General features: G+C 70.0%; 7 protein-coding genes. 4 read left to right on the forward strand and 3 right to left on the reverse strand.

All coding sequences use genetic code 11. The annotated features are described in order from the left end of the window. Positions 1 to 197: 197 nt before the first annotated feature. Genes eccD through eccCa form a run of 3 tightly spaced genes read left to right on the forward strand, consistent with a single transcriptional unit; the run spans position 198 to position 7,165 of the window. Entirely contained in the window at positions 198 to 1,628 is a 1,431-nt protein-coding gene (gene eccD / locus ACWDMM_RS19260; protein ID WP_357296715.1) for a type VII secretion integral membrane protein EccD, read from the forward strand. Continuing rightward, on the forward strand, positions 1,625 to 3,040 hold the full coding sequence (mycP, locus tag ACWDMM_RS19265; RefSeq protein WP_449938686.1) for a type VII secretion-associated serine protease mycosin: 1,416 nt from the start codon (positions 1,625 to 1,627) through the stop codon (positions 3,038 to 3,040). The genes eccD and mycP overlap by 4 nt, the downstream gene beginning before the upstream one ends. A gap of 45 nt (positions 3,041 to 3,085) precedes the next feature. Beyond that, positions 3,086 to 7,165: a type VII secretion protein EccCa gene (gene eccCa, locus ACWDMM_RS19270; protein WP_357207651.1), complete on the forward strand. Its 4,080-nt coding sequence runs from the start codon at positions 3,086 to 3,088 to the stop codon at positions 7,163 to 7,165. A 125-nt stretch (positions 7,166 to 7,290) separates the two neighbouring features. On the opposite strand, the gene ACWDMM_RS19275 is transcribed toward eccCa, so the two are convergent. Beyond that, entirely contained in the window at positions 7,291 to 7,896 is a 606-nt protein-coding gene (locus tag ACWDMM_RS19275; RefSeq protein ID WP_195080409.1) for a GNAT family N-acetyltransferase, read from the reverse strand. A gap of 3 nt (positions 7,897 to 7,899) precedes the next feature. Continuing rightward, entirely contained in the window at positions 7,900 to 8,703 is an 804-nt protein-coding gene (locus ACWDMM_RS19280; RefSeq protein WP_067803838.1) for a GntR family transcriptional regulator, read from the reverse strand. Positions 8,704 to 9,061: 358 nt separating this feature from the next. Between ACWDMM_RS19280 and ACWDMM_RS19285 the strand changes: the two genes are divergently transcribed. Further along, positions 9,062 to 9,373, forward strand: a complete 312-nt coding sequence (locus tag ACWDMM_RS19285; RefSeq protein WP_323124508.1) for a DUF4254 domain-containing protein — start codon at positions 9,062 to 9,064, stop codon at positions 9,371 to 9,373. A gap of 49 nt (positions 9,374 to 9,422) precedes the next feature. On the opposite strand, the gene ACWDMM_RS19290 is transcribed toward ACWDMM_RS19285, so the two are convergent. Continuing rightward, a complete protein-coding gene (locus ACWDMM_RS19290; RefSeq protein WP_449938714.1) occupies positions 9,423 to 11,192 on the reverse strand; it encodes a nucleotide-binding protein in 1,770 nt (589 codons plus the stop codon). Between the last annotated feature and the right edge of the window lie 1,100 nt (positions 11,193 to 12,292).

A 12,292-nucleotide genomic window follows, 5' to 3' on the forward strand; every position in this document is an offset into this window, starting at 1 on the left:
TACATTAGGTTCAGCTGCCGGGAGGTCGCAACGCAAGAGTCGGCTATGTGTGAGTGTGCTCGACGAGTGGTGAAGTCGGGTACTCAGGACAGGTTCCAGCAAATGGTGTCGATGCGAGAATCATTGTTCCGGATGAGGGCGGGGGAAGGTTGCCGTTGATCGAGTCGGCGAGCGGCACACGTGCCACCGAACCCGTATTGAGTCGTGTTTCGGTCATCGGTGGAAACACTCAGATCGATGTCGGATTGCCTGCCACCGTGCCGATCGCCACATTCATCGGCGATCTGGTGGCGCTCATCGAATCGCGCGATCCGGAGCGTCCCGAGGCCGAGGAGGACGCGGCGCCGCTGGACGCGCGGCACTGGACGCTGGCCAGGCTCGGACGCGAGGCGATCGCGCCGAGCCGCACGCTCACCGAGGCCGAGGTCTACGACGGCGAGCTGCTGGTGCTGCGGTCGGTCGCCGCGAAGGAAGCGCCCGCGCTGTTCGACGACGTCATCGACGCGGTATCACGGTTGACGGCGGAGGAATTCCGGAGCTGGTCGGGAGTGGCCGCCCGCTGGATGGGCCTGGTCGTCTCGGCGCTCACCGTGCTGGTCACGCTGGCCGTGCTGGTGGTCTCCCGCGCGAACGGCGATCCGATCGCGCCTGCTCTCGCCCTGCTCGGTTGTGGCACAGCGGCTTTCGTCGCGGCGGGCATCGCCGCGCACCGATACTCCGACCCGGTGACCGCGACCTGGCTGTCACTGGACGGACTGCTGGTGCTGTTCGGCGGCGCCGCGCTGCTGGTCCCCGGCACGCTCGGCAGTCCCCATCTGCTGCTGGGCAGCTCGGTGCTGCTGATCGCGGCGCTGCTCGGTTACCGGATCACCGGCGCGGGCGCGACGCTGTTCTCCTGTGCCGCCGCGCTCGCCGTGATCGCGGGTGTCGCCGCGGCGATCCATCTGATCTGGCATCCGGGTCTGCCGAAGCTGTCGGCCGGTCTGCTGGTGGCGGGCATCGCGATCATCTCGGCGGTGCCGCGGCTGGCGGCCGTGCTTGCGCGGCTGCCGATTCCGCCGGTCCCCACCGCGGGCGGCGCGATCGACCCGGCCGACCACGAACCGCGACCGACCATCGAGGGCATCGGCGCCATCGGCGCCAGCGCGCTGCCCTCCGCGGCGGGACTCGGGCTGCGCGCCCGCACGGCCAACCGTTTCCAGTCCGGACTGATCGCGGCCTGCACCGCGAGCGCGGTCGTCGGCGCGTTCGGCGTGGCGGATCCGCTGGGTTCGCCGCGCTGGCAAGGGGTCACGCTGGCGGTCGTGACCGCGATCATCCTCGCGCTGCGCGGCCGCTCGTTCGCCGATCTGGTCCAGGCCGCGACGCTGATCGGCGGCGGCTGCCTGACATCGGTCGCACTGACCGCCGGATTCGCCGTCGGCGATTCGGACCACACCTTGCTCGCGGCCGGCATCCTGCTCGCGTTCGCGACCGGTGTGGTCGGGTTCGGGGTGATCGGCCCTCACATCGAGGTCACCCCGGTGACCAGGCGGATGATCGAGATCTTCGAGTACTTGCTGATCGTGTCGGTGATCCCCCTGGTGTTGTGGGTGATGAACATCTACTCGATGGCCCGGAACATATGACCGGCAGCGCATCCCGCCGCAGCGTCATGCGGATGGCCTGCGCGGCAACGGTTGTCGGTACCGCGATCGCCGGGCCGTGGCCCGCCGCCCGGGCGATCACCCCGCCCGGGATCGACCCCGGCGCACTCGGCGTCGCACAGGCTTTGAGCGTGCGGCCCGCGCCGCTGGAACCGACCGAACAGCGCGCCGTGTGCGCCGAACCCCTGCTCACCGGCGCGCCGCCCAGTGAGCCCCCGATGGCGCAGCGGGTATTGGATCTGCCGTCCGCATGGCAGTTCAGCCGCGGTGCGGGGCAGAAGGTGGCCGTCATCGATACGGGGGTCAATCCGCACCCGCGGCTGCGGTCCTTGCAACCGGGCGGCGATTTCGTCTCCGACAGCGACGGAACGGTCGACTGCGACGGCCACGGCACCCTGGTCGCCGGGATCATCGCGGCCCAGCCGAGCCCCGGCGACGCCTTCGCGGGCATCGCGCCCGACGCGGACCTGCTCACCATCCGGCAGCTGAGCTTGGCCTACGAGCCGAAAGACCGTGCGGGGCGTGGTGATCCGCCGGGCAAGATCAGCAGCGACGGTTACGGCAGCGTGCTCACGCTGGCGGCGGCGGTGGTCCGCGCCGTCGATCTCGGCGCCACCGTAATCAACATCTCCGAAGTCGCCTGCACCGCGGCCGGATCGGACACCGCGGACGCCTCGCTCGGCGCGGCGGTGAAGTACGCCTACGACCGCAATGTCGTCGTGGTCGCGGCGGCGGGCAACTTGCAACCCGACGGCGCCTGCTCGAAACAGAACGAAGGGTCGGGCTGGGGCTCGGTGGCCACGGTCGCGAGCCCGGCCTGGTTCACGCCCTATGTGCTGTCGGTGGGCTCGGTGGACTCGACCGGCCAGGTGTCGGAGCTGTCGCTGCACGGCCCATGGGTGGGCGTCGCCGCGATCGGCCGCAATATCGTTTCGCTGGACAGCAAGCCGGGCGCGACCGGGCTGGTGGACGGCGTCCAGACCACCGACGGCATCAGGGCCGTTGAAGGCACCAGCTTCGCGGCGCCCTATGTGGCCGGGCTGGCCGCGCTGGTGCGCGCACGCTTCCCCGAACTCACCGCCCAGCAGGTGATGGACCGCATCGTCCGCACGGCGCACGGACCGGGCACCGGCCGCGACGACCGGATCGGGCACGGCCTGATCGATCCGCTCGCCGCGCTGACCGCGCAACTGCCGGACAAACCCGTGAGCGCCGACGCCGACGCCGCCCGAGCCGTCGCAGCGCCGGCGCGTCCGCCCGGCCCGGACCCTCGGCCGCGCCGGATCGCCGTGCTCGGCTCCATCGTGTGCCTGGCCGGTCTGGCCATCGGTGTGGCCGTGGCGTTCCCGTTCCGCCGGACCAGGCAGGACCTGAACGCGGAATTCGATCCGTAGCGCGGGCGCAGCTCGACCGCTCGCCGCCGACCGAACGAAGGAATCATGGCTACCGAAGGCTTTGTGCGCCGCCCCCGCATCGCACCGCCCCGGGCACCCGGTGGCGAGGTGGCGCTGACCGCACCGCCGGAGATCGCGCGCGCACTGCCCGCGCCGCTGATGATGAAGCTGATGCCGATCGTCATGGTGGTCGCGGTGGTCGGCATGATCGCCATGATGGCGATGATGGGCCGCAACCTGCTGGCCAATCCGTTCATGATGATGTTCCCGATGATGATGCTCATGTCGATGGTCGGCATGATGGCCGGGTTCCGGGGCGGCGGGCCCAAACGCGCGGTGGAACTGAACGAGGAACGCAAGGACTACTTCCGCTATCTCGACCAGGTCCGCAAGGAAGTGCGCCGCACCGGCGGCAAGCAACTGGAGACGCTGCGCTGGAGTCATCCCGAACCCGCCGACCTGCCGTCCCTGATCGGGACCAGGCGGATGTGGGAGCGCAGGCCCAACGACCCCGACTTCGGGCACGTGCGCGTCGGGGTCGGCAGCCACCGGCTGGCCACCAAGTTGGCGCGCCCTGAGACGGGGCCGCTGGAGGATCTGGAACCGGTGTCCACCGTGGCACTGCGCCGATTCGTGCGAACCCATTCGGTGGTGCACCGCCTGCCGACCGCCGTGTCGTTGCGCGCGTTCCCCGCGATCAACATCGGCGGTCCGGCCGATGAGGCGCGCATGCTGGTGCGGGCGATGCTGATGGAGCTGGCGGTGTTCCACGGTCCCGACCACCTCGCCATCGCGATCGTCTGCTCCGACCCGGACGGCCCGGCCTGGTCCTGGGCGAAGTGGCTGCCGCAGCTGCAACATCCGACCCAGCGCGACGGCATGGGTTCGGCGCGCATGATGTACCACTCGCTCGGTGAGCTGGAGACGGCGCTGGCGGCCGAGCTGCTCGAGCGCGGCCGGTTCATGCGCAACCCACAGCCGACCCAGGGGCGACTGCACCTGGTGGTCGTCATCGACGACGGCTACGTGAGCGGAAGCGAACGGCTGGTCAGCGAATCGGGTCTGGACTCGGTGACGGTGCTCGACCTCACCGCGCCGGAGGGCGGGCTCGCGGCCCGGCGCGGACTGCAACTGGTCGTCGCCGACGGTGAGGTGGCCGCGCGCAGCGCCGCCGGGGTGGAGAAGTTCGCCACCGCCGACGAGGTGAGCACGGCCGAGTCCGAGTCCTTCGCCCGCGCACTGGCCAGATACCGGCTGGCGACCGCGGCCCAGATCGTCAGTCTCGGCGAGGGGACCACGGCCGATCCCGGACTCATGGCGCTGCTGAAGATTCCGGACGCGGCCCAGATCGATCCGGCGCGGGTGTGGCGTCCGCGCACCGGCCGCGAGCGGCTGCGGGTGCCGATCGGCATCACTCCCGACGGCACCCCGGTGGAGATCGACATCAAGGAGTCGGCGGAGAACGGCATGGGCCCGCACGGCCTGTGCATCGGCGCCACCGGCTCAGGAAAATCCGAATTCCTTCGCACGCTGGTGCTCTCGCTGGTCACCACGCATTCCCCGGACGCGCTGAACCTGGTGCTCGTCGACTTCAAGGGCGGCGCGACCTTCCTCGGCCTCGATTCGCTGCCGCACGTCGCCGCGGTGATCACCAACCTGGAAGAGGAACTGTCGCTGGTCGATCGCATGAAGGACGCGCTCGCCGGCGAGATGAACCGCCGCCAGGAACTGCTGCGTTCGGCGGGCAACTACGCCAACGTCACCGACTACGAGAAGGCGCGTGCCGCCGGCGTGCCGCTCGACCCGCTGCCCGCGCTGTTCATCGTGGTCGACGAGTTCTCCGAACTGCTGTCGCAGAAGCCGGATTTCGCGGAGCTGTTCGTGATGATCGGCCGCCTCGGCCGGTCGCTGCACGTGCACCTGCTGCTGGCCTCGCAGCGCCTGGAGGAGAACAAGCTGCGCGGCCTGGAATCGCACCTGTCCTACCGGATCGGCCTGCGCACGTTCTCGGCGAACGAGTCACGCGCGGTGCTCGGCATCACCGACGCCTACCACCTGCCCAGCGTGCCCGGCTCGGGATATCTGAAGAGCGACGCGTCGGATCCGTTGCGGTTCAACGCCAGTTACGTGTCCGGTCCGTACGTCGCGCCGCAGGGCACGGTGACCGGCGAGGACGGCAGCCCGGTCGCGGGCCGGCGACCCGCGTTGTTCACCGCCGCTCCGGTGGAGATGCCGGAGGCGATCGAAGCCGGCGTCGAAGCGGAGCCGGTCGCGCCGTCGAACCCGCTGCTGGAGCTGCCGCCGCCACCGTCGGCCGTCGGGGCCGCGCCCGGCGCCGACGAGGGCATCCCGGACACGTTGCTCGACGTGGTGGTCAAGCGGCTCACCGGGCACGGCCGCCCGGCCCACGAGGTGTGGTTGCCGCCCCTGGACGAATCCCCGACGGTGGACATGCTGCTGCCGGACCCCGACTGGAGGTCGCCGGTCAACCGGCACGGCCAGCTGTGGATGCCGATCGGCGTCATCGACAAGCCCTACGAGCAGCGCCGCGATGTGCTCACCATCAATCTGGCCGGCGCCCAGGGCAATGTCGCCGTCGTCGGCGGCCCGCAGTCGGGCAAATCGACGACCCTGCGCACCATCATCATGGCGACCGCCGCCACCCACACCCCCGAACAGGCGCAGTTCTACTGCCTCGACTTCGGTGGCGGAAGCATGGCCGGGTTGTCCGGCGTCCCGCACGTCGGTTCGGTGGCCGGTCGTCTCGACGGCGACCGGGTGCGCCGCACGGTCGCCGAACTCACCACGCTGATGCGTCAGCGCGAGGAGCGCTTCGCCGCGCTCGGCATCGAGTCGATGGCCGAATTCCGGCGGCGCAAGTTCGGCGACGGCCGCCGCGTCCAGGACGGCGCGGCCGGGTCCGCCGATCCGCTGGCCGACGACAAGTTCGGCGACGTGTTCCTGGTGATCGACGGCTGGGCCGCGATCCGCGAGGAGTTCGACATGCTGGAGCCGCAGATCAACGCCATCGCGGCCCAGGGTCTGTCGTTCGGCATTCACCTGATGATCGGCGCCGCGCGCTGGGCCGAGATCCGCCCGGTGGTCAAGGACCAGATCGGCACCCGCATCGAGCTGCGGCTCGGCGATCCGTCCGACTCGGAGATGGGCAGGCGCACCGCCCACCAGGTCCCGGTCGGACGTCCCGGCCGCGGTCTGACCGCCGACCAGTTGCACATGCTGATCGCCCTGCCGCGCTTGGATTCCGACTCCGACCCGGGCAGCCTGGCCGACGGTGTCGCGCAAGCGCGGGCCGGACTCGAACAGCAGTACCCGGACCGCCGCGCGCCCGAAGTGCGCATGCTGCCGCTGCGGTTCTCCAGGGACGAGTTGCTGGCCTCGGCGAAGGCGGAAGGCGTCGAGCTCGGCCCCACCAGGGTCGTCGTCGGGCTCGGCGAGTCCGAATTGCAGCCGCTGGTGCTGGACTTCGGCGTCGAACCGCACTTCATGGCATTCGCGGACGTGGAATGCGGCAAGACCACCCTGTTGCGCAACATCGTGATGGGCGTGGTGGAGCAGTCGACCACCGAGCAGGCCCGGATCATCATGGTGGATTACCGCCGGACCATGCTGGGCGTGGTGGAGGGCGACCACCTGGCCGGGTATTCCACGTCGTCGCAGACCTGCGGCCCGATGATCCAGGAGGTGGCCGGGTATCTGGCCAAACGGATTCCCGGCTCGGACATCACGCCGCAGCAACTGCGCGAACGCAGCTGGTGGAGCGGTCCGGAGATCTACATCGTGGTCGACGACTACGACATGGTCGCCGCGGGCACCGGCATGAACCCGTTCGCGCCGCTGCTGGAATTCCTGCCGCAGGCGCGCGACATCGGCATGCATTTCGTGGTCACCCGCCGCAGCGGCGGTGTGTCCCGCGCGCTGTACGACCCGATTCTGGGCACCATGAAGAACCTCTCGGTGGAGACGTTGATCATGAGCGGGTCGCGGGACGAGGGCAAACTGATCGGTGACGTGCGGCCGAGCAAGCTGCCGCCAGGACGCGGAACGCTGGTCTCGCGCAGCAGGGGAATCGAGATGGTGCACATCGCGCATCTGCCGCCGATCTGAGCGGCGCGCCGTCGCGCGGTGGACGCCTCCGTCGTGCGTGCGTGCGCGGGAGGTCGCCGGTGGTGTGCGGGGGCGCCGCGCATCGGGACGTGCCACCGCCATCGCGAGCGCCCGAGTACCGGCGCTCAGTTGTTCGGCGGCGGGCGCAAGAGCGCCGACGTGCTCACCCGCCCGGCTGCGGTCACCCGGACGGGAAGGGCGGGATCCCAGGTGTCGGCTCTCCGCTCGAACAGCGCACGCGAAGGTCCGAGCGCGAGTGGTCCCCCCGCGACACGCACCAAACGGAATCCCGCCGAACGGTAATAGGCGTGCAGGTCGGTATTGGTGGTCCACGCGTCGAGCCGGACCCAGGCGCGGCCCTGCGAGCGGGCGAGCGTTCCCGCGTGCGCGAGCATGTAATGGCCGACGCGCTGGCCCGCGAATCGCAGGTCCACGATCATGTAATGGACGATCACCGCGTCGTCGAGTTCCCATCGCGACCACAGACCGTCGTCGGCGCGGTCGTTGACCGTGATGGTCCCCGCCGGTTCCCCCGCGACCTCGGCGATCCAGGTCTCGCCCGCGTCCAGCGCGCGTCCGACGGCGCGGGCGAAGATCTCGATGGGCAGGCCGCGTCCCGCGACCGTCCACTGGTCGGAGCCGCGCGCGGTGAGCCACGCCGTGCGCTGCACGCGCAGGCGGCAGATCATGCCCAGATCGCCCCATGTCGCCTGGCGCAGCGCGATCGTCATGGATTACGCCCGGCCGGACCCGTGTGAATCGGCAAGCGTGTTCCGGATGACCGCGGTGCCTTCGGCGTCGCCGAGTTCGTAGGCGAGCCGATTGCCGGTGGCGAGCGAACGTTGCCGCGTGGCACGGGTGACGCGCTCGTGGGTGGCGCCGATCCGCAGGTGGTCGAGCAGGATGGTGCCGGTGGCGACGCCGAGCACCAAGGCTTCCTCCGCATTGGCCGGCCGCGCGACGAGCGTGTCGCGGTGCGCGGTCTCGGCATGTCCCCGGTCGGCGAGGCGGCGGGTGGTGCCCTCCGGGATGTCGTGCGGCGAGTCGATTCCGGTGGCCTCGGCCAGGTCACGGGGATAGAAACTGACCTCCCACGACCACGGCTCGTTGTCGAGATACTGGACCACCGTCCTGGCCAGCACCCACGAATCCGGCGGTACACCCAGCCAAGACGCGACCTCGGGGCTGGCGGGCTCCATCTTCGCGCTGAACTCCTTCGACGGCTCCCGGTGCGCGGCCCGCGCGATCTCCTCGAAGATGTCGTGCGGGGTCTGCGGCCGGTCGGGGCGGATGGAATCGGTAACCACGGATTCCAGAATCTCTTGGTTTCGAACGATCGTCCCGCGGGAAGTAGCTGTATAGACGAGGTTTTCGGCCACCAGCACCTGGATCGCGTTGCGGGCCGTGGTTATCGAGACCTGCATTTGATCGGCAAGTTCCGAGTGACTGGGCAGTCGATCGCCCGGTTTCCACTTGGCTGCGCGGATCTCCTCGCGGAGGAGGTCTGCGATCCGGTGATACGTCGGACCGTCCGCCATCTTGCTCCTCGGTTGGTCATGCAGGTAACGAAGTGTACTCTTCGTGACTGCCTACGGCCCGGTAACGCTTGACAGGTGCCTTCAGAGGTTTATTGTAATGAAGTCCTGATCCGGTGTTGTGCGGCGATGACGGCGAGGCAACGTGGCAGGTTCGGATTCAACGGTCGTAATGACCCTCCCCGGCACATCAAGGTGTGCCGATCCTTCGGTGCGCTCTTCGGCACCGGGATTGCTTCCCACGTCCGACCTATTGGTTCGGGCGTGTCGCGGGCACCGCGTGGTCGGTGGCCCGCTCTTGTGGTTCGCTCGTGATCTGGCAGTGCTACATGAGCGCCGCTTGGTCGGCCGCGGTGGTTCGGTGGACACCTCTGTGGCGGTGGTCCGCGAAATCGAGCGTCGCAGAATCGAATTGGTGATGGCCATCGACGACTGGGTGATGCGGAACGTGCCGCAGCATCGGCTCGGCGCCACCTTGCACACCGAAACGGTGGGCGCGGTGATCGATCGCCTCGCCGAATCGTCGGTGCGCGCGCACCACGCGTTGATGACTCTCAACGCGCACGACGAGTTGCTGCACAACGCGTGGCATCATCTCGCCGAACTCGCGGACGCCTACGACGATCTGGTGCGCGATGTCATGGCGGGCAGACGGCGTCTGCCCGAGTGGTGAGCGGCTGATCCGTTCGCCCTTTGCCCGCCGGGCCACGGCCCGGCGGGTGTCACGGGCGATAGCGACGGTGATCGGTGGCGAAATCGTCGGCGACGGTCGCGGCCAGTTCGACGTAGGCCCGCTTGGTCTGCTTGTGCAGCCGGTGCAAATCGATTTCGGCGCCCTCGGACATGTGCGCGTCGAACGGGATGATGTGCACGGCGCGGCACCGGGACAGGAAGTACTCCCGTAGCTGCTGGATACCGACATTCGGCGATCCGGCCCGCGGGGAGTTGATCACCACCACAGCGTTGCGCACCAAATGGTCGTGGCCGTGCAGGGACAGCCAGTCCAATGTCGCTGCGGCACTGCGGGCTCCGTCGATCGCGGGGGAGGAGATCAGTACCAGCGAGTGCGCCAGGTCGAGCACACCGGACATGGCCGAATGCATGAGTCCGGTGCCGCAGTCGGTGAGGATGATGTTGTAGAACCGCTGCAGGATCCGGGCGACCGCGCGGTACTCATCTTCGCTGAACGCCTCCGACGCGGCCGGATCGCGTTCGCTGGCCAGCACTTCCAGACGGCTGGTCGCCTGCGAGGTGTGCCTGCGCACATCGGAATAGCGCTGGATGGTCGAATCGAGGAGCAGGTCGCGCACGGTGGACCTGGTCTGCAGCGGCACCCGCTGCGACAGCGTGCCGAAGTCGGGATTGGCGTCCACCGCGATCACCCGATCGCCGCGGATGGAGGCGAAGGTGGAGCCGAGACCCATGGTGGTGGTGGTCTTCCCGACGCCGCCCTTGAGCGACAGCACCGCGATCCGGTAGTCGCCGCGGACGGGCTGCCTGATCCGCGCGACCAGCTCCTGCAGCCTGCGTTCCTCCGCGGACATACCGGGGTTGATCGCGCCGCCGGACACGTGGTGCACCGCCTTGCGCCATCCGGTACCCGGCGCCTTCTTGGCCCGGCGCAGTGGCACGTTGTCCAGCGAAGGCTGCTGGAAGGGTGCGCCTTGCTGCTGGAGTGGGGCGCCTTGCTGCTGGAGCGGGGCGCCTTGCTGCTGGGCGGGCGGCTGTGCATAACCCGGCGGCGTGCCCCACTGGGGGGCTGTTTGCCCGGTGATCTGGTGCGGTGGCACGGAATGCGGTGCTGCCGACGCGGATTCCGGGGCGGAGGTATTGCGCCACTGGTCGGCGGGGGCCTGTGGCGGGGTGCCCGGCGCCTGCGCACCCGCGAATTGCATTGGCGAGACTGCGGTTACGTCGCTTCCGCCATGGGGAAGCTGCTGGGTGCCCTCCGCGACGTAGGGCGTTTCGGGTCGTGGCGGGGGGACGGGCTGCTGGTCGAAGCCGGGCGCTTGTCCGACCGGCGCCTGCGAAGCCGACGGTTCGTTCGGTTCCGCGGACAGCCGGTGTCGTCCGCCACCTGCGCCGAGTCCCGCCGCCGGGCCTATCTCGGTCGCGCTGGTCCAGTTCGGTGCGTGTGCGCTGGAATCGCCTTGCGCGCGAGCGACATCGACCGAACCGGCGGCGTTCGGCCGCACGGGGGTCTCCGGCGTGCGAGCGGAAGCCGGTGGAGCGCCGGTCGCGGCGGCGCTGTGCGGAGCGGGCGGCGCGGCGAGCCCACCTTGCCCGGCATGCGGGGCGGAGGGGGCCGGTTCCGTGACGCCGTAATCCGCGGGCGGTTGGTGATCGGCGGGCGTATGAGTTTCCGGCGCCCGGTCTGCCGGTGCGGCGGTCTCCTGAAAGGTGGGCGGGAGTCCCGGACGGTCCGGCCGGCGTTGCTCCGGCGCACTGTGACCGAGCCAGGGCGGCGGGCCGTCCGCGCCGCGCGGCGGCAGGCGGTGCTCGTCCGGAGCGGCTGGGGATGAACCGGATCCGCCGGTGTGCGGCGGGTCGGGCAGCGGTGGGAGTCGGCGCGGCGCGTCGGTCGCGGACGCCTCGGTCTGCTCGGGCCGGGGTGCGGCGAGCCAAGGTGGCGGACCGTCAGGAGTCACCGCAGGGGGAACAGCCGAGACGGTCTGCGGGGCTTGCAGCGGATGCTTCGCTGTGGGTGGTGTGTGGTCGGCCTCGCTTGACGGCGTGAGGTAGCTGGTGCCCTGCCCGAACTCCGTACCTGCCGTTGTGGCTGGTGCATGAACCGCTGCCGCGCCCGCCCCGACAGGGGTGTTCTCGCTGTGCGGTTCGTCCGAACTCGCACCGCTTGATCGCACTCCAGCGCCGGGTTCCGCTCCCTGGCTCCCGGCCTCCCGGACCGGGTTCGGTCCAGCAGAAGCCGCGCTCCCACCCCCGGGCGCCGATAGCCCATCGCCGTACTGCCGTGTCTGCTTGTCGGCTGCAACCCCGGATTGCGCTCCCTGCGGCTCGCCGGAATGTTCCCCGCTCGACAGCGCGGCCGACTCCCGTGCCGAAGAATCCGCGCCGGCCGGTGCCCCGCTCGCGGTCGAGACCTCGCTTGATGGGGGTTGGGTGCCGGTTGTCGTCGGCAGGGGTGCGTTGTGCCGTGCCGTGTGGTCCGGGTCGGTCGGCGCCCCGCTGGCGGCGCTCGGTGCTTCGCTTGTGGTGGGGGCGTCACCTGTTGTGGGTTGGGTGCCGGTTGTCGTCGGCAGGGGTGCGTTGTGCCATGCCGTGTGGTCCAGGCCGGTCGGTACTCCACCTGTGGTCGCGCTACCGGTCGGCCCGGCAGTGCCCGTGGTGGGCGGTGTGCCGGTCGGTGCCGATGCCTGTGCGCTGTGCGAACCCGGCTGCTGGGTACCGGTCGGCGCAGCGGCCACGCCGGTGGTGAGCTCGGACGGGGGAGCGGGTGGGGTGGCCGTCGGCGTCTGCGGGTACCCGCGCTGCCGCGTCGGGTGATCCTGGGTGGACGGAGGCGCTGCGGAGTGCCCGCCGACGGTCGGCGGAACCGGCGCATCGCCGGTCGGGGCTTCCGGACGCGCGCCGG

It is taken from the genome of Nocardia sp. NPDC003726, assembly GCF_053586955.1.

Excerpts from the sequence above, each read along its gene's own strand:
- mycP (WP_449938686.1), top strand. The coding sequence starts at position 1,625 with ATGACCGGCAGCGCATCCCGCCGCAGCGTCATGCGGATGGCCTGCGCG.
- eccCa (WP_357207651.1), top strand. The coding sequence starts at position 3,086 with ATGGCTACCGAAGGCTTTGTGCGCCGCCCCCGCATCGCACCGCCCCGG.
- ACWDMM_RS19275 (WP_195080409.1), bottom strand. The coding sequence starts at position 7,896 with ATGACGATCGCGCTGCGCCAGGCGACATGGGGCGATCTGGGCATGATC.
- ACWDMM_RS19280 (WP_067803838.1), bottom strand. The coding sequence starts at position 8,703 with ATGGCGGACGGTCCGACGTATCACCGGATCGCAGACCTCCTCCGCGAG.